Source organism: Flavobacterium davisii, assembly GCF_042182265.1.
In the GTDB taxonomy this organism is placed as follows: domain Bacteria; phylum Bacteroidota; class Bacteroidia; order Flavobacteriales; family Flavobacteriaceae; genus Flavobacterium; species Flavobacterium davisii.
In genome coordinates this window covers 2,011,560-2,030,293 of record NZ_CP097869.1, presented here as the reverse complement: position 1 = coordinate 2,030,293, position 18,734 = coordinate 2,011,560, and the positions used below count along the sequence as shown (strand labels likewise).

Here is an 18,734-nt window from a genome sequence, read left to right as displayed (position 1 = left end):
ATCTGGGTTTAAAAGTAACGTCCTCGATATGTTTTTTTTCATTTTAAAAACAACTTGAACAGACGGTTGAGTATATAATTGAAATTATCGTTAGTTCGAGCACGAAGCGCATCAAGAACCAATACTATTTTTTGTTGTTTTTGTAGAGGTACTATTTTTAAAAAGAAAATTCAAAGTTTAAATTGTATAAATTCCAATCTCTTTTAACTATCTCGTCTGTGTTTTTATCAATCCAACGACGACGTTTTATATGCAAATACGCAAACTTTCCTCTTAGTGGAAAATCTTGAATTATTATTTCATCTGTTAAGCCTTTGGAGGCTAACTCTGTGTGATCAAACTCTTTTGGAGGTTTTGCTTTTTCTTCAAAATAGAGATGTAGTTTTCTTGTGAATTATCAACTGAAATTATTTCAAAATAATCAACTAGAAAATCAGGAAGCACCAATTTTAAAAGATCTATAGGGATTCATAGTAGTGTTTAATTTTGACAAAGATCTCTTTTTTTGAAATCCTCCCCAACTTTTGTTCTTAGTCTATTAAACCTTAAATAAACCATCAAAAAAAGCGGAATAATTCTTTTATTATTATCCCGCTTTTTGTCAAAAATTCGATTTTTTCATATTAATTAGCCACTTCACTAATAAATTTAATTCGCATAAGTCGCAATTCTTCCGTATCATAATCTCCGTCAAATTCATCTAAAGCATCTTGAATTTTATCCGACTCAGAATCCATAAAATAATCATGAATTTCTTGTTGTTGATCTTCATCTAAAATTTCATCAACCCAATAATTTATATTTAATTTGGTTCCTGAATACACTATTTGCTCCATTTCTTTTAGTAGAGCATCCATATCCAAACCTTTTGCTTTTGCAATATCATCTAAAGGTAACTTTCGATCTATATTTTGAATGATATAAAGCTTTAATCCTGAATTAGCTCCTGTAGATTTAACAACTAAATCATCAGGTCGCATAATATCATGTTCTTCAACATACTTTGAAATAAGATCTACAAATGCTTTTCCATATTTTTTTGCTTTTCCCTCTCCTACTCCTTGAATGTTACTTAATTCAGCTATAGTGATAGGATATTTCAAGGCCATATCTTCTAATGAAAATTCTTGAAAAACAACATAAGGAGGCACACCTTCTTTTTTACCTACTTTTTTACGTAAATCAACCAGCATAGCCATTAAAACCTCATCTGTGGTTCCTGATGACTTAGCAGCTGCTATAACTGTATCATCTTCATTATCATAAAATTCATGATCTTCTGTCATCATGAAAGATATTGGTGTCTTCAGAAAATCGTATCCTTTATCAGTCATTTTTAAAACACCATAACTTTCAATATCTTTACGCATAAAGCCGTCAACCATTACTTGACGAATTAATGCCATCCAATATTTTTCATCTTGATCTTTTCCTATACCAAAAAATGGCTGGGCATCTGTCTTATGTGCTTTAATAACGGCATTTACTTTTCCTATTAATGCTAAAATAATCTCTTTTGCTTTATATATTTCTTTTGTATCACGAATAGCTTCTAATAGTTTTATTACATTATCCTTAGCTTCTGTTTTCTTTTTAGGATTACGCATATTATCATCCATATCTCCACCATCTCCTGTTTCGCTATCAAACGCTTCTCCAAAATAATGTAATAAAAATTTACGACGAGACATAGACGTTTCTGCATAAGAAACTACTTCTTGTAGCAAAGCAAAACCTACCTCTTGTTCAGCTACTGGTTTTCCTGCCATAAATTTTTCTAATTTCTCTACATCTTTATATGAATAGTAAGCTAAACAATGTCCTTCTCCTCCATCACGTCCTGCTCTTCCTGTTTCTTGATAATAACTTTCTAAGGATTTTGGTATATCATGATGAATTACAAATCGGACATCAGGCTTATCAATACCCATACCAAATGCAATAGTAGCTACCACTACATCTACCTCTTCCATAAGGAACATATCTTGGTGTTTAGCTCTTGTTTTAGCATCAAGACCTGCGTGATACGGTACAGCCGAAATGCCATTCACTTTTAAAACTTCAGCTATATCTTCTACTTTTTTACGTGAAAGACAATAAATAACTCCAGACTTTCCTTTATGTTGTTTTATAAAACGAATGATATCTCCTTCTACATTCTTGGTTTTTGTTCGTACCTCATAAAATAAATTAGGACGATTAAATGATGCTTTGAATACATTAGCATCAGACATATCTAAATTTTTAAGAATGTCTTCTTGAACTTTTGGGGTGGCGGTTGCTGTTAGTCCTATGATTGGAATATCTCCCAAAGCCCTAATTATATTTCTTAAGTTTCGATATTCAGGTCTAAAATCATGTCCCCATTCCGAAATACAATGCGCTTCATCAATGGCAACGAAAGAAATCTTATGCTCCTTTAAAAAATCAATATACTCTTCTTTTGTTAAAGATTCAGGGGCTACATACAACAATTTAGTTAAACCAGATGCTATATCCTTTTTAACTTGATTAATTTCGGTCTTGTTTAATGAAGAATTAAGAACATGCGCTATAGCATCCCCAGAGCCTAAACTTCTAAGGGCATCTACTTGATTTTTCATCAAGGCAATAAGAGGCGAAACAACAATAGCTACCCCTTCTTGGATTAGTGCAGGTAACTGATAACATAACGATTTTCCGCCACCTGTAGGCATAATAACAAAAGTATTTTCTCCAGATACAATACTTCTTACTACTTGTTCTTGTAAACCTTTAAACTGGTTAAATCCGAAATACTTTTTTAATTCTTTGTGTAAATCAATTGGGTGAGAACTCATTCTTCAACTATTTTCTATTGACAAATTAATGAAATGATGAAAATCAAACAGCTTTTATACTATCCCCAACTAGTAAAAAAAAATGTGTTTGGTATATTTTTGGGAAATTTTAAACAAAATTAATAAAATTTCAGTCAAATAAAAAATTCTTTCAACTAGGTATTTTTATAAATTTGCACTTACATAAAGATACAAAATTCTTTATCATTATACAAATTTTAAAAAAGACTCTTGTTTTGATTACTAAAGATTCCATTCTTGCCACCGCTAAAGCCTCTTTATTAGAACAAAGCGAAGCTATAGCAAACTTAGTAAATTATTTAACAGCTGATTTTGCTCAAGCAGTAGAACTTATATATAACGCCAAAGGTAGACTAATTGTTACAGGAATAGGAAAGAGTGCCATTATTGCCCAAAAAATGGTGGCTACTTTTAATTCAACAGGAACCCCTTCTATGTTTTTACATGCTTCTGAGGCTATTCATGGAGATCTAGGAATGGTACAAGATGGTGATGTAATTATTTGCATATCAAAAAGTGGTAATAGTCCTGAAATAAAAGTATTAGTTCCTTTATTAAAACGATTTGGTAATCAATTAATAGGAATGACTGCTAATCTTCATTCTTTTTTAGGCAAAGAATCAGACTTTGTTTTGCATGCCTATGTAACTAAAGAATCGTGTCCTAATAATTTAGCTCCTACTAATAGTACGACTGCTCAATTGGTATTAGGAGATGCTTTGGCTATTTGTTTGATGAAAAAAAGAAATTTTAAAAGTGAAGATTTTGCTAAATATCATCCTGGTGGAGCATTAGGCAAAAAGCTTTTGCTACGAGTTTCTGACTTATTAGATAAAAACCATAAACCACAGGTTTCCTCTAATTCTCCAATAAAGGATGTAATTATTGAAATATCAGAAAAAAGACTTGGTGTAACAGCTGTAATAGAAGACAAGCAACTCATTGGGATTATTACAGATGGAGACATTAGAAGGATGCTTAATACTACTGAAACTATATCAGGATTAAAAGCAAAGGATATTATGACAAAGACACCTAAAACAATTGCTTTGAATGCTATGGTTATAGATGCTTTTCACACTATGGAAGACTTTTCGATTACTCAACTAGTTGTTGAAGAAGAAGGAAATTATGTAGGCATATTACATATACACGATATTTTAAAAGAAGGAATTATATAAATGGCAAAGAAAAATTTATCAGAAATGTCTTTTTTAGACCATCTAGAAGAACTAAGATGGTTACTCATAAGAAGTACTATTGCAATTGTTATATTAGCCATTGTGGTCTTCTTTTTTGCTGATTTTATATTTGATGAAGTAATTTTTGGCCCCACACGAGTAGAATTTATAACATATCGCTTTTTTTGCGATGCCTCTCATTACCTTGGTTTTGCGGATACTATTTGTATTGAAGAGCTTCCTTTTACTATACAAAATACAAGTATGGAAGGACAGGTAAATGTATTTATATGGATGTGTATTACTGCTGGTTTTATACTTGGATTTCCTTATATCTTATGGGAACTATGGCGTTTTATAAGCCCTGCACTCTATGAAAATGAAAAAAAATATGCTAAAGTATTTATTATTTCAGCATCTATCCTTTTCTTTACAGGTGTTTTATTTGGCTACTATGTAATTGTTCCTATGTCCGTAAACTTTTTAGCTTCCTTTTCTATCAGTAGTGTAGTTAAAAACGATATTGATTTAAATTCCTATATAGGAATGGTTAAAACATCTGTACTTGCTGGTGGTATTTTTTTTGAAATGCCAATTATCATTTACTTATTAACTAAACTAGGGCTTATAAAACCTAGTTTTTTACAAAATACTCGAAAATATGCTATCGTAATTGTATTAATTATAGCCGCTATTGTTACTCCTCCTGATGTGGTAAGTCAAGTAACCGTAGCAGTTCCTATGCTCTTAATATATGAAATGAGCATTATTATTTCTAGAATTGTATACAAAAACCAATTAAAAGAACAAAATGACTGATTTAGTAAAAGATTTTAACGATTATCGTTCTAAGATGAACGAAAAAATATTAGGCGATGACAATAAAGTTATTAAACGAATTTTTAACCTAGACACGAATACTTATACGGAAGGTGCTTTAGATATAAAAACAAAGGAGCTCATGGGACTTGTTGCATCAGCTGTTTTACGTTGTGATGATTGCATTAAATATCACCTAGAAACGTGTTACAAATTAGGAATTAACAAAGCTGAAATGATGGAAGCAATGAGTGTTGCTACCCTAGTCGGAGGCACTATTGTAATTCCTCATTTGAGAAGAGCTTACGAGTTTTGGGAAGCACTTGAAAATAATTAATTAATTAATTTTAAAATTAATCATTTTGAAAATTTGAAATTGTAATTTTATACTAATTCGTTTATTTCATTGATTAATTTTAACTTTATTTGTCAAGTTGGATTTAAAAATGATTTTGAATAATTAATTCACTTTCAAATTTTTCAGATTTTCAAATTTAAAACATGATATTAAGAGCAGATAATTTAATCAAAACATATAAAAAGAGATCCGTAGTAAAAGGGATATCTGTTGAAGTTAATCAAGGGGAAATAGTGGGACTTTTAGGTCCAAATGGGGCTGGCAAAACAACTTCTTTTTATATGATAGTAGGCTTGGTAAAACCTAATTCTGGTAATATTTACTTAGACAACATGAACATTACCAACTTTCCTATGTACAAAAGAGCCCAAAATGGCATTGGTTATCTTGCTCAGGAAGCTTCTGTTTTTAGAAAAATGAGTATTGAAGACAATATTATGAGTGTCTTACAGCTAACAAATTTAACTAAAGAACAGCAGGAAGAAAAAATGGAAGCTCTTATTGATGAATTTTCATTAAATCATATTCGTACAAATCGTGGTGATCTGCTTTCGGGTGGTGAGCGTCGTCGTACAGAAATAGCCCGATGTTTGGCCACTGACCCTAAATTTATTTTATTGGACGAACCTTTTGCTGGTGTTGACCCTGTAGCAGTTGAAGATATTCAACGTATTGTAGCTAAACTTAAAAACAAAAATATTGGCATTTTAATTACAGATCATAACGTACAAGAAACACTTGCTATTACAGACAAAACTTATCTAATGTTTGAAGGAGGTATTCTAAAAGCAGGAGTTCCTGAAGAATTGGTGGAAGATGAAATGGTACGTCGTGTGTATTTAGGACAAAACTTCGAGTTAAGAAGGAAAAAATTAGAGTTTTAATTTTTTTACTTACTCTGGTTAATATTTCTTTTAATAAATTTCTTGTTGGTTACATAGGAGTTCTAAAACCAACAAGAAATAAAATTGCGCCAATTTAAAAAAGGTTTTTCTTTTTTTGGAACTCTTCAATATTCAGGATTCAAATTAGATGATTAAATTCATTGCTTGCTAAGCATTTTAATCTAAAAAATCTTCATTATTTTTATCTTCAACATAAATCCATTATCATTGATCACACTACTTACTGTACATTTTGTTAAAATTTTTAGACTTAATAATCTTTCCTTTATCAGTTACTAATAAACAAGAATAGTCTGGATAATTAGCCAATAATTTCATTCCTTTTTGTATACCTAAAACCATGATGGAAGTACTAAACCCATTAGCTATCTCTGCACTAGGACCCAAAATGGTTACACTACAAATTCCTTGGCATGGATAACCTGTTTTGGGATTTATAATATGAGAATAGCGTTTTCCTTCTATTTCAGCATATTTTTCATAATTTCCCGAAGTGGTTACAGCATACCTTCCTAACTTAACTACATCTATAAACTCTTCTTTATCAAAAGGATTGGTAATTCCTATTTTCCATAAATTCCCGTTAACTTGTTCCCCAAAAGTAGTTAAATCACCCGATGCGTTTATAATTCCTCCTTTAACTCCTTTTGCTTCTAAGATACTACGTACTCGATCTGCTGCATAACCTTTTCCTATAGATCCAAAACCTATTTTCATTCCTTTTTCTTTTAAAAAGATTGTGGAAGCTATTGTATCTATTAGGATCTTTTGATAATCAACTTTTTCTATTGATTTTTTTATATTCACTTCTTCAGGCATGGTCGTCATTGATCCATCAAATTTCCAAATTTTATCCATTGCTACTATACTAATATCAAAAGCTCCTTCTGTTATTTTAGAAAAAAATAATCCTGATTTTGTAAGTCGTATAACTTCTTGATCTACTTTTATAGCTTGTACACCTGCATTCTGATTAACTTGTGAAATTTGTGTAGTAGATTTCCATTCTGATATTAAATTTTCTATACGATTAATTTCTGTTATAGCTTCCTCAATTCTTTGTTCCGCAAGAATGGTATCTTTTTCGACTATGGTTATATCAAATCGACTTCCCATAAGTGTAACGGCTCGATGACGTTGTACTTGCGCTTGTAATAAAAAAGAACAAAAGAGGGTTAGTATCGTTATTTTTTTCATCAATAGCAATCTGTTAAGATTTGACGTGTTGATTTGTAAAATTCTACATTTTCAGCTTCATATATAAAAGCATGATTCTCTAACAATTTTTCTATATCTTTTTGCATGGCTAATGAACCGCAAATCATTAGTATCCCTCCTTCTTTTAATAACTGAAAAACAAACGCTAGATCGTGATTAATTAAATCTGTAACATAGGTTCGATTTTCTTCTCTAGATAAGGCTAGTTTAAATTCTTGTAATTTCCCTTCTTTTCTAAAGCTTTTTACTTGATGTTGTAGGTTTTGAACAAAGGAATTGTTATTTCTAAAACCAGCATATAGATAAAATGATTGGTTTGGTGTAGATTCTGCTATCATTCCTAAAAAGGGGGCTACACCCGTTCCATTAGCAATCATTATGATTTTTTCGTTTTTAGGTAGATTAAATTTCGAATTTTGTATAATTGTTCCTCTTATTATTTGGTCTTTTTCTAATTGGTATAAATAATTAGATCCTATACCATTAGAGTGTAGCTTAACCATTAGTTGAATTTCATCATTTAACTTTCCGATAGAATATAAACGTTCTTTTTTGGGGTATCCTAAATAAATGACGAATAAATCACCTGATTGATATTTTATCTTTCTTAAAGGTTTTAATGTTAATATAAAGTTAGGGTTATTTTCTTCTACTTGGGTTTTAGATAATACTTTAAAAAGTATTTCTTTTTTATTTTTAGTTAGATAGGTTGTTTCTAGAGTACTTAATGGAATACCCGAAACTGCATTCCAGCTATTTACCCAATTCAACCAATCTGTCATAGATTGATCATTTATTGTATGCAAATCAAGTATTTTTTGAGTCCAAGCTTGTGTTTCTAATAATCTTTCTATTTTTTTTGCATATCCACAAAAATTAGGGTATTGAGATGATCCAAATCCTACTACTGCTGTTTGTATGTTTTTTGATTGTTTGTACTTCCGTATTGATTGTTCTAGATAACGAGCATTATCAGGAGCTTCTCCTTCACCATAAGTGGAGGTTAAGAATAGGATGGTATGTGCATTCGGAAATATTTGGTATTGATTCATAGGAATTATAAAACTTTTAACTCCTTGTTCCAAAAATTGAGTATGGACAGTATTGGCAAACTTCATGGTATTACCATTTTCTGATCCGACTAATATAATTAACTCGCTTTTTTCTAATGTATAAATATTAGTTGGTTTATAACGTAAACGTTTGTATGAGATAACAAATCCTGAAATAATAAAGAATAGAATACTTAATACAGCAAGTAATAAGATGAACGACCAAATAATAGATATTCTACCTGTATGCAAGTCTAAACTAAGGTTTTCTAATTTAATCCATTTTGATATTGAAACTTCACTAAGAATACTTCCGTCCCATTGATTAATTAATATTTCGCGATCTTTTAATTTTAGGATAAAGTGTTCTTCTACTTCATCTGTAAATGGAAATTCTAATTTTTGAACTTCTGATAACAAAATCATGTTAAAAACAGGAAATTCTTCTATTTTTTTTTGTAAAGGTGGTTTTTTAAAAATGATTTTTTTATGGTTTATTATAGAATCTTTTTCAAAAGTTTTGAAATTATATAGTGTTAAATAAGTTCCTGTTGAACTCATAACTAAAATAGGAATAATCATCCATCTACTTAGTAATACATGAAGATAGGATGCCCAATGATCCTTTTTTATTTTTTTAATTAAACCAATAAATCCTTTTTGACGCTTTAATAATAATAGGATTCCTGTACAGGCTATAATGGTTAAAAGAAAGGCGTTAATCCCTAAAATAATCCTTCCTGTCTTGTGTAAAAAAAGTGATCGGTGTAATGATGTTACCCATTGAATCCATTGTGTTTGTTTTTGGGGAGTTCCTATTATTTTTCCTGTATTAGGATTAATAATAGCTTCTACTTCATTAGTGTCTGTGTCTAATCCTTTTATTTTTACATGTTGATTAGGACTGACTGTTAACTCTGTTACTTCTATAAATTCTTTTTTTACAACGGCTAGGACTTTTGCTAGTTTAATTTTTTCAAAATTATCAACTTTATAAGGTGTATTTTTTTGTTTTATAGCATCCACTGCTAAAATTGCTCCTGTTAAAGAGGCTAATATTAGAAATACAGAAGTTATAAGAGCCAAGGCAAAGTGAGCCAATCGCCAAATAGATAAGGTCATTAACGGTCTAAATTTTATTTAATTTAACAAAGCGTATATAGCCTTTTCCGTCTATTTTCTCTAACAGTGCTTCTGTAGTTAACGGAACCTCTACATCTGTAACATGATATTTTTGATTTTCTACAGCTGATTCAAAACGAATTTTATATCCTGAATTTATTTTAGTATCTTCTATTTCTAAAACCGTTACACTTCTGTCTCCTCCTGCTATAGAAGCCCCTGTTTTAGCATCTACCTTATTTCTTTTACTGTAAAATTTATACCATTCTTTAATGTCTTTATACCATTTTTTGTCATCCCCCATTACATGCAGTGTTTTTTCATACTGCCCTTTAGGATTGATTAATGATACTACTATATATGCTCCTTCTCCTACATAATTTGTCATTTGCAGCATACATTTATATTTAGAGGTTTGAGCTGTTACGTTATTAAAGAATAACGATAAAATAATGAGTGCTAGATATTTGGTATAATTATTCATATTTTATTTTAAAAATTCTAAATTTATTTGTTTTTTGGCTAATACTTCATTTTCACGAGCTAATGAATAAACGCTTTCTTCTAAATCTGTTTTTATATTTTTATCTGCTCCTTGCGTGAGTAAATAATTTATTATATTTTCATCTTTGGCTACCATAACTGCTTTATGTAAAGCGGTTAATCCTTCTTCATTTTTAGCATTTATATCTATTCCAAATCCTTCTAATTTTTTTAAGTACTCTAGATTATTTTTAACCACTGCGATATGATATAAGGTATGACCTTTTAATAACGGTTTTTTCAAATTCATTCCGTTATCTCTTAACCATCTTAGTTTATCTAAAAAATCATCATTTCCATTTCGAGGTGCTCTATAATTTTGAACCAAATGATAAACTAAACCTTGTCTTTCTTTATCTAATAAATTAATATCGGCTCCGTTCTTAACTAGTTTATTCATTGTTTCTAACAAACCTGTTTTAATTGCTTGCATTAAGGCGGATTCTCCTTTTTGATTTATTTTATTTACATCTACTATCCCTTTTTCTAATATAAATTTCGTAAACGCTAAATCACGCGTTCCTGCTACTTTGTGTAAGACTGTATTCCCTTCTTTATCTACTGTATTTAATAAAACGCCTTTATTAAATAGATATTCGGCAATTGGTGTTTGATTTTCTTTTTTAGCTATCAAATGGAAAAGGGTTTCATCATTTGATGTTGTAATTGTAGGCTTTAATTTTAAATCTTCTATAAGGTATTGATAAACTTCTAGGGAATTAGATGAACGTCTGGTACCTTCTGCCGCTATTAATAGAGCATTCGATGTAAATTTACTTCCTTTTTCGATAAGCTTTTTTAAATTTGTAATATTACCTGTTCTGGCAGCATAATCAAAAACTGTTTTTCCTAAAGCGTCTTGATCTTTTATACTTAATCCTTTTGTTTCTAAAAATTGTGTAATCGCTAAATCTTTATCATAAGGTACGGCTAACATTAATAGGGTTGCTTTGTCTTTATACTTTTTTTTAGGATCTAATCCTGCTTTTAAAAAAGTTTCAAATAATTGCACGCTGGCATTCCCACTTGTTAACGCATACACTAATGGTGTTGTATTATGGGAATCTTCTTGATTGATGTTAGCTCCTATATTTATAAGATATTCTACTAGCTCTATATTACCTTTTGCAGCTGCCCAATGTAAATAGGTTCTTTCATCGTGTGTGAGCTTATTTATTTCATTTCCTTTTTGTTGTAACAAATAATATACAACTTGATTGGAAACCCCATTGTTAATAGCTAAGGCAACGGGATCAAAGGCTGAGGGGTTAAACTCTGAAGGATTATTTCCTGTCGCTATTTCAGCTTGAACTGTTGCTAGATCAGGATTTTTTTTCCAAAAACTTGTTTCTAGCAATGTATTTTTTTGTTGAGCAATCGATACGAAATTAAATAAGATTGCTACTATTATAGTTATTCTATTCATTTGTTTCACGAACTATTTAATCATTATGGCTTTTCGTTTTTTTACTTATTGTAGGCGGGTAACAATAAAATATAAAGGCAAAAGTATAGTTTTAAAACTATACTATTTGCCTTTCACAAAAACAAAACCTTTTAAAATTGATATTTTAGTGTTGCCATAAATTGTCTTGGCGGTATTGGGTTAATACTATAATTTTCATGTACTGTATAATTTAAAGTATTAGCCACATTAGACAATTTACATAATAAACTTATATTTTTATAAGCATATCCTACAGTTGCATCTACAGCTGTATAACCACTAACTGGAATTTCACGTTCTTCTATAAATAATGTTCCGTTTTTATCTTTAGCATAGCGGTTGTTCCAACCTCCTATTCGATTTCCTATATAATTACCTATAGCGCCTATCGAAACATTTTTAAAAAATCCATCTTGCACTGTATAAAAGAAACTTAAATTAGCTGTTTGATCGGGTGTACGAGCTAGACGATCTCCTTCTACTGAACTTCCTACTAATCCTGATGTCTTTACAAATCGCATATCGTTATAACTATATCCTGCATTAATTTTAAATCCTTCTGTAGGTTTAACTGTAACATCTACTTCAATCCCCTTACTTCTTGTTTTACCTGATAATTCTTTAATATTTGTGTTAGAGTTCAATTTACCATCTAATGTTGTAGCTGCCATCTGAACTAAATTATTGTTTTCAATGCTATAAACAGTTACTCCTGTTGTTAGATTTCCTTTAAAAAAATCGGCTTTTATCCCTGCTTCATATTGATTAATAATAGAAGGTTTTATTGGATTATTATAAATATCAATACCTGTATTAGGTGCAAATGAATTAGAATAACTACCAAAAATTGCTATAGTTTGTATCGGTTGAAAAACCAAACCGAATTTAGGCGAAAAAGCCTTATCTACTTGTATAGCTCCTTCAACTGGATTGTCATCTTTATCAGCTTCATTATTAAGGATGAAAGGAGTTTGTCCCTTAGGGCTTGTCATTTTACCATCATCTAATTTAGCATTATAAACAGTACTCTGAATTTCTTGCCAAGACCAACGCAAGCCCGCTAAGACCTTTAATTTTTCATGAATAGATATTAAATCTTGAGCAAAAAAACCAAAACGTTTTCCTTGATTTTTTGTTATTGCTGAATTATAACTAGGTTGCAATCCTTTTTCATTTAAGAGGCTAATAGGATAAAAAATATTAATTTTATCATAATCCGTTATAGAAACTAGTTTACCATCTGGCTGTTTTGTATAAAATGAATAAGAGTAATTATCAGAATAACTGGTTTCGCCATCTATCCCTGTAAATAATTCATGTTTTAACCCAAAAGTTTTAAAGCTACCTTGTAATCCTAATTGTTCTCCTAATAATGTTTCAACATTTTTATTCTTACCTAGTTTTCTCGTCAAATCGCCTATTAAGTTAGAAGGCTGAACTCTGTCAGTTCCTTCAAATTGCCTTGAATAATTTTGAAATGACATGTTCGCAATAAACTTCCAAGAATCATTGATTTGATGTTTTAAGAGAGCGGATAATGATCCTTGACGTGTTTGTCCATTAGACCAATTAGCTCCTAAATAACGGCTAATTGGTACATCCAAAATAGTTTTCCCAAAAGCGCCCGTTCCAAAATCAGGTGTCCAATTATCGTGCAAATAATCCATTTGAAGAAGTACATCCGTTTTTTGAGTTGCTTTAAATAAGAAAGAAGGGTTCACATAATAACGTTCTCTATTTACTACATCTCTAAAACTTTTTGATTTTTCAAAACTACCAATTACTCGGTAAGCAATTGATTTACTAAGCGGCCCATAAAAATCAATAACAGGTTTGTAAAAATCATAACTTCCTGTTTGAAAAGAGAGCTCACCTCCTCTTTCAAACAAAGGGGTCTTGGTAACTAAATTTAAAATTCCACCTGGTGCTACATTTCCGTATAACAAAGCACTATTTCCTTTTAAAAATTCTACTTTTTCTAAAGAAATAACCTCTGGCATTGATCCTCCATTTTGACGAAAACCATTTTTAAAAATATTATTCGTCCCCATATCATACCCTCTTGACCAAAAAGATTCTTGCGCTCCACCACGTGCTGATCCAACATAAACGCCATTTGCATTTTTTACTACATCACTCAAACGTACTGATTGTTGTTGAGCAATTACTTCGCCTCCTATAGATTGTAAACTCTGAGGATTATCAAAAGGTTTTAATCCTGTACGAACGGTAGAAACAAACTTCTTTTGTTTATGTTGTCTTATTTCTATTTCTTTTAATGAATATCTTTTTTTTCTTACAGTATCATTTTCAACTGTTTCTTCTTGAAACTTATCTTGTCCGAAACTTTGCCCTGACAAAAATAATAGGCATGCTAACCAATATATCTTCATTTTATTTAGACTAATTTTAAATTGTTTTTGGACTGCAAATATAAGATTAGAATTTTAAAAAGAAAATATTATTTTTAATTATTCTAAATAAATGATAAAATGTTTCAAAAAACGAAACTCTAATTAATTTTGAAATGGGAAAATCATCCAAATTATAGGATAAAACTTTTTATAGATAAAGTAACTGTGAGCGTAAATTTAATATCAAAACTCTACTTTATTCTCTTCAAATTCAGGCCGACATTTAAATATAATTTTTAAAAATTATTTATTATTTTATTTTAAAATTTTCCGTGAGCAATTGAATTTGTAGTAAAATTTTGTTTTATAATACTATCTGATACGAAATATGAATTGAATTAAAAAGTACTTATTTTTTTCTTCAATGCAGTAAAAACACATCTATTAAGGTGTCTAAAAAATCATAATCTTGTTCTTTTCGACCAGCTGGAGAAATCACATAATACTGATAATATGGTTTCTCTTACCATTGAAGTAACAGATTAGATGTTATATTTTGACTTTTCCTCTCTTTTCTTTTAATTTTCATCACAAAGTCTATCTGTCATTTTTGTTAAATTATTAATAATTATTTACAAAATAAAAGTTAAATAAAGCATAAAAAAAATATAAAAAAAATTCACAAATAACTAAAAAACAAACACTTGAAAACTTAAAGCATAAATAGCTACTTTATTTTAACAAGCAGCAAAAAATAAAACATCTTACCTTTGTGTAAATCCAGGTCGCTTTATCACTAAAATAATTCTTAAGAAAATGAGAATTATATCCAATAACTCAGTAATTAAAAATTACTAACCTCTATTTTTTATACTTTTTATTATTTTAAGAAATTAACCTCTTCATAATAAAACGTAAGCAATTAATCTAGAATTAAACTAAATTAAATAATATCTTATGAAAAAGTTATCTATTACGATGCTAATTGCATCTTTATCAGTACTTTCTTGTCAAAAAGAAAATATAACAGAAGATAAAACTGTAAATTATCCGGAAAACACCGCTTTTAACAACCTGAAAAACAGGTATGATGACTCTTATGACTCTAAAAAGACTTATACTCTTACAGAAAAAAGAGAAATTCCAGTTCAGTTTAACATTTTATACAAAAAAGGAAAGAGAGGAAACAGAATAACAGATCAAGATGTTCAAAAGCAAATCCAAATTTTGAATGAATCTTTTCAAGGAAAAGACGGTGATTTTAGAAATACACCACAAGAATTTTCTAAACTTGCTTCTGGAGATACAAAAATATCTTTTGTTCTAAAAGGGATAAACAGAAAAGAAACTGAATTTGATGCTGCATTAGGTCAACAAGAATGGTTTAAAACGAAAGAATATGGTTTTCTTGCTGAAAATACTGAAAAAACATTAAATATATGGATATTAGACAGTTTATATGATGAAGATGGAGATGATTTTGCTGGATATGCTTCTCCTTTATCAGGCGATAGAAATTATTGGGGAATTGCTTTAAATTCATTGTATTTTTATGATCCTAGCCCAAGTAGCCAAAATCTTATTAAAGTTGGACATACCAAAGGAAAAATACTGGTTCATGAGGTAGGTCATTATTTTGGTTTATATCATCTTTCAGGCCCTAAAGGAAATTGTGGGGATGATTTAGTATCCGATACGCCTCCAGCACCAAAAGAACATTATGGTTTTCAAAAACATCCTTTGAAAGAAGTTTGTCATGGTGTAGAATATCCTCAAATGTTTGTTAATTATATGGATTATGCTGCTGACGAGCAAAGAACAATGTTTACAAAAGGACAAGCTAACAAAATGTTTTTTACTTTTCAAGATGGAAAGCCTCATCAAAAATTAGGATTAAAGAAATAATATATATGTATGAGTTATCCTTAAGCTAAATTTCGCATTAGACCTAAAGTGAATTGACGAAGCTGATGTATTCTACTTCATTTTCAACAAAGTCTAGTATAAGCGGGGGATAACTTAAATAGATTCTTTTTATCAAAAGGCCCATTTTGTATTTTCAAAATGGGTCTTTCTCATAAAATAAATCCAAATTTATTTAATCAATAAATCCTTCATGGTTATAGAAGTTCCGTTATAGATATTAATATCTACGGTACCTTTAATCCCTGGTATTTTTCCATTTTCAGTTAATTGCCATATTGACCATTCTGAATCTATTTGTTTATAAAAAGCGGTGTAATTAGCAATCCAAAAGGGATAATCTTCAAAATCATCTTTTAAAAAATCTTCATAATAACTTTCACTACTATAAATAATAGGTTTTACTCCATAATGTGCTTCCACTTTTTCTAACCATCGTTTTAAACCTACTTTTAAACGTTTTATCGACTGAGTTTTGGGTAATTTTTCTATATCTAACACAGGAGGGAAATCGCCTTCAATTAAAGTAACTTGTTTGATAAAATTTTCCGCTTGCTCTATTGAATTTTCATTGGGTCTGTAATAATGATAGGCCCCTACTACAAAACCTTTTTCTTTTGCTCGTAACCAATATTTTTTAAATTTTTTATCTACTTTATTACTCCCTGCGGTAGCTCTAATAAAAATAAATTCTATTGGATAGCCTCCTTCTATTTCTTTCACTTTTGCCCAATCTATCTTATCTTGATATTCTGAAAGATCAATACCGAAAGACTTTTCAATATGAGTATCTAATACTTTATCAATAGGCATAGAACGAGCTTCTGCATAAATAATTTTGTCAGTAGTAAAGCCTAAATAACGCGCAATGATTTTTTTTTGACTATAAATTAGCACGATAATACTCAATAGCATTACTAACTTAAAAAAGAGGGAACTTGAAAAAAAGGAAATTTGATTTGGTGTGTTTTTCTTTGTACGTGTATTCGCTCCTTTTTTTACTGTTTTAGAATATTTTCTTTGAGCCATTTAACTCTTTTTCAAAAACATATTATTAATAACTGAAAGTAATATATAGCTTATAATGACAAAAGGAATCCCTAAATATTTAAAAACGAATAATAGGATAATGCTTAATGTTAAAAAGAAAATTTGTAACGCATTTTTAGACCATGTAAATTGTTTTATTTTAAGAGAAAATAAGGGGATTTCAGCATTCATCACATAAGCACTTAAAGCGGTAATAAAAAGAAGTACATAAGTATTCTGTAAGATATTTATAAATACAGGAATATTGGCGTATTGAATAACTAAAGGCAAACTCATAACAAACAAAGAATTAGCGGGTGTAGGCACCCCAATAAAAGAATCTGTTTGACGAGTATCGATATTAAAATTAGCTAATCGAAAACAAGATCCTAATGTAATAATAAAACCTAAAAAAGGAAGAAACATAAAGGCATTATCCCAAGTATTAAGATTTGTTTCTTGATGCCCTTCTGTTGCTTTTAATAGCATTTGAAACATGACATACCCTGGAGCTACTCCACTAGTTACCATATCTGCTAATGAGTCTAATTGCAAGCCTAAAGGGCTTTGAACTTTAAAAAGTCGAGCAAAAAAACCATCAAAAAAATCAAGGAATATTCCTAAACACACAAAGAAAAAGGCCCACTCAAATTGTAATTGTGAAACAAAAACAATAGCTATACAACCTGAAAACAAGTTTAATAATGTGATTAAATTTGGAATTTGCGATTTTATTAACATAAAAATAATTTTGTAATTCTTGGTTCTAAACGTACAAAGGTAATACAATAAGTTTATAAGTTCTAGAGTTTAATATGTCAGATTTTTATTTGATCTTTGCCAAAACAGTTCCTTTGAAAAAGATATTAACTTTTAGTTTTTTAGTTATCCTTAACTTTTTACAAGCACAAACGGCTCGTAAATATTCTAATGAATTTATGAATATTGGGGTTGATGCTAGGGCTTTTGGAATGGCTAATACCATGGTAGCCCATACTAATGATGTAAATTCTGGCTATTGGAATCCAACTGGCTTGCTAAAAATTGAAGATGCGCAGGCAGCTTTTATGCATGCTAGTTATTTTGCTAACATTGCACAATATGATTATCTAGCCTATGCTAAAAAAATAGATTTTCAAAGTGCTTGGGGTGTTTCTATTATACGTTTTGGTGTTGATAATATTTTAAATACTACCCAACTCATTGATGCAAATGGCACAATAGATTATAACAGAATCAGCTTATTTTCTGCTGCGGATTATGGAGTAACCTTTTCCTATGCTCGTGATTTACCTATTCAGGGATTAAAATATGGTATTAACACAAAAATTATTCGGAGAATTATTGGTAATTTTGCTAGTTCATGGGGATTTGGTTTTGATGTAGGTATGCAGTTTGAAAAAAACAATTGGAAATTAGGGTTTTTAATACGTGATATTACAACCACTTATAATATATGGAATATTAATGAAAAGGAGTTTAAAAAAATTCAAGATGCACAAACTCAAATTCCGCTACAAAATCAAGAATTACCTGCAACCTCTGAAATTACATTACCAAAAGCTCAATTAGGTGTAGCTAAAAAATATGATTTTCACAATGATATGAGTCTTCTAGTTGCTACTAATTTGAATATGGAATTTCAACGTACCAAAGACCTCTTTTCGTCTGATTTATTGAGTTTTTCTCCTGCTATTGGTTTTGAATTAGGATATGACAATTTAGCTTTTTTAAGAACTGGAGTTGGCAATTTTCAGAATACATTGGAAATAGATGGTAAAAAAAGTGTAGGTTTTCAACCTAATTTTGGACTGGGTTTTCACTATAAAGGCATTTCTGTTGATTATGCTTTAACTGACATAGGAAATCAAAGTGCTGCACTATATTCCAATGTCTTTTCTTTAAAAGTAGATTTATCTATTTTCCGATAAAAAGACGTTATT

General features: G+C 30.0%; 14 protein-coding genes. 6 read left to right on the top strand and 8 right to left on the bottom strand.

The window, feature by feature from the left end:
- Nucleotides 1-623: 623 nt before the first annotated feature.
- Nucleotides 624-2,819 carry a DNA helicase RecQ gene (gene recQ, locus NAB20_RS08515; RefSeq protein ID WP_105197018.1) on the bottom strand — a complete coding sequence of 732 codons (2,196 nt, stop codon included), beginning with the start codon at nt 2,817-2,819 and terminating at the stop codon, nt 624-626.
- Nucleotides 2,820-3,055: 236 nt separating this feature from the next.
- Here recQ and NAB20_RS08510 point away from each other — a divergent pair, with 236 nt between their 5' ends.
- From NAB20_RS08510 to lptB, 4 genes are all read left to right on the top strand, one after another.
- Nucleotides 3,056-4,021, top strand: coding sequence for an SIS domain-containing protein (locus tag NAB20_RS08510; RefSeq protein WP_105197019.1), 966 nt, complete (start codon nt 3,056-3,058; stop codon nt 4,019-4,021).
- Entirely contained in the window at nt 4,022-4,840 is an 819-nt protein-coding gene (tatC, locus tag NAB20_RS08505) for a twin-arginine translocase subunit TatC (RefSeq protein ID WP_105197017.1), read from the top strand.
- Nucleotides 4,833-5,177, top strand: a complete 345-nt coding sequence (locus NAB20_RS08500) for a carboxymuconolactone decarboxylase family protein (protein WP_088391304.1) — start codon at nt 4,833-4,835, stop codon at nt 5,175-5,177. Before tatC ends, NAB20_RS08500 begins: the two co-directional genes overlap by 8 nt.
- 164 nt (nt 5,178-5,341) lie before the next feature.
- Nucleotides 5,342-6,082, top strand: coding sequence for an LPS export ABC transporter ATP-binding protein (gene lptB / locus NAB20_RS08495; protein WP_088391306.1), 741 nt, complete (start codon nt 5,342-5,344; stop codon nt 6,080-6,082).
- Nucleotides 6,083-6,319: 237 nt separating this feature from the next.
- Here lptB and NAB20_RS08490 read toward each other — a convergent pair whose 3' ends face one another.
- From NAB20_RS08490 to NAB20_RS08470, 5 genes are all read right to left on the bottom strand, one after another.
- Entirely contained in the window at nt 6,320-7,300 is a 981-nt protein-coding gene (locus NAB20_RS08490) for an FAD:protein FMN transferase (RefSeq protein WP_375604980.1), read from the bottom strand.
- The gene (locus tag NAB20_RS08485) at nt 7,300-9,495 is read right to left on the bottom strand and encodes a PepSY domain-containing protein (protein WP_375604979.1); all 2,196 of its coding nucleotides are present in this window, start codon (nt 9,493-9,495) and stop codon (nt 7,300-7,302) included. Before NAB20_RS08485 ends, NAB20_RS08490 begins: the two co-directional genes overlap by 1 nt.
- A gap of 7 nt (nt 9,496-9,502) precedes the next feature.
- Nucleotides 9,503-9,979 carry a DUF2271 domain-containing protein gene (locus NAB20_RS08480; RefSeq protein WP_088391312.1) on the bottom strand — a complete coding sequence of 159 codons (477 nt, stop codon included), beginning with the start codon at nt 9,977-9,979 and terminating at the stop codon, nt 9,503-9,505.
- Between the two features lie 3 nt (nt 9,980-9,982).
- Nucleotides 9,983-11,464, bottom strand: a complete 1,482-nt coding sequence (locus tag NAB20_RS08475; RefSeq protein WP_105197014.1) for an ankyrin repeat domain-containing protein — start codon at nt 11,462-11,464, stop codon at nt 9,983-9,985.
- A 131-nt stretch (nt 11,465-11,595) separates the two neighbouring features.
- Nucleotides 11,596-13,878, bottom strand: coding sequence for a TonB-dependent siderophore receptor (locus NAB20_RS08470; RefSeq protein ID WP_105197013.1), 2,283 nt, complete (start codon nt 13,876-13,878; stop codon nt 11,596-11,598).
- A 918-nt stretch (nt 13,879-14,796) separates the two neighbouring features.
- Here NAB20_RS08470 and NAB20_RS08465 point away from each other — a divergent pair.
- Nucleotides 14,797-15,744: a M43 family zinc metalloprotease gene (locus tag NAB20_RS08465; RefSeq protein WP_375604978.1), complete on the top strand. Its 948-nt coding sequence runs from the start codon at nt 14,797-14,799 to the stop codon at nt 15,742-15,744.
- A gap of 189 nt (nt 15,745-15,933) precedes the next feature.
- Here the strand turns inward: NAB20_RS08465 and NAB20_RS08460 are convergent, their stop codons facing one another.
- Entirely contained in the window at nt 15,934-16,791 is an 858-nt protein-coding gene (locus NAB20_RS08460; protein WP_105197011.1) for a glycoside hydrolase family 25 protein, read from the bottom strand.
- Nucleotides 16,792-17,532, bottom strand: coding sequence for a phosphatidylcholine/phosphatidylserine synthase (locus NAB20_RS08455; protein ID WP_105197010.1), 741 nt, complete (start codon nt 17,530-17,532; stop codon nt 16,792-16,794).
- Between the two features lie 197 nt (nt 17,533-17,729).
- On the opposite strand from NAB20_RS08455, the gene NAB20_RS08450 reads away from it, so the two are divergent.
- Nucleotides 17,730-18,722 (top strand): PorV/PorQ family protein, encoded by a 993-nt coding sequence (locus tag NAB20_RS08450; RefSeq protein ID WP_164849067.1) that lies wholly within the window; start codon nt 17,730-17,732, stop codon nt 18,720-18,722.
- Nucleotides 18,723-18,734 lie beyond the last annotated feature (12 nt).

Bases quoted from the DNA above. Each gene is read 5' to 3' on its own strand.
- recQ (WP_105197018.1), bottom strand. From the start codon at position 2,819: ATGAGTTCTCACCCAATTGATTTACACAAAGAATTAAAAAAGTATTTC.
- tatC (WP_105197017.1), top strand. From the start codon at position 4,022: ATGGCAAAGAAAAATTTATCAGAAATGTCTTTTTTAGACCATCTAGAA.
- NAB20_RS08500 (WP_088391304.1), top strand. From the start codon at position 4,833: ATGACTGATTTAGTAAAAGATTTTAACGATTATCGTTCTAAGATGAAC.
- lptB (WP_088391306.1), top strand. From the start codon at position 5,342: ATGATATTAAGAGCAGATAATTTAATCAAAACATATAAAAAGAGATCC.
- NAB20_RS08490 (WP_375604980.1), bottom strand. From the start codon at position 7,300: ATGAAAAAAATAACGATACTAACCCTCTTTTGTTCTTTTTTATTACAA.
- NAB20_RS08485 (WP_375604979.1), bottom strand. From the start codon at position 9,495: ATGACCTTATCTATTTGGCGATTGGCTCACTTTGCCTTGGCTCTTATA.
- NAB20_RS08480 (WP_088391312.1), bottom strand. From the start codon at position 9,979: ATGAATAATTATACCAAATATCTAGCACTCATTATTTTATCGTTATTC.
- NAB20_RS08475 (WP_105197014.1), bottom strand. From the start codon at position 11,464: ATGAATAGAATAACTATAATAGTAGCAATCTTATTTAATTTCGTATCG.
- NAB20_RS08470 (WP_105197013.1), bottom strand. From the start codon at position 13,878: ATGAAGATATATTGGTTAGCATGCCTATTATTTTTGTCAGGGCAAAGT.
- NAB20_RS08465 (WP_375604978.1), top strand. From the start codon at position 14,797: ATGAAAAAGTTATCTATTACGATGCTAATTGCATCTTTATCAGTACTT.
- NAB20_RS08460 (WP_105197011.1), bottom strand. From the start codon at position 16,791: ATGGCTCAAAGAAAATATTCTAAAACAGTAAAAAAAGGAGCGAATACA.
- NAB20_RS08455 (WP_105197010.1), bottom strand. From the start codon at position 17,532: ATGTTAATAAAATCGCAAATTCCAAATTTAATCACATTATTAAACTTG.
- NAB20_RS08450 (WP_164849067.1), top strand. From the start codon at position 17,730: ATGAATATTGGGGTTGATGCTAGGGCTTTTGGAATGGCTAATACCATG.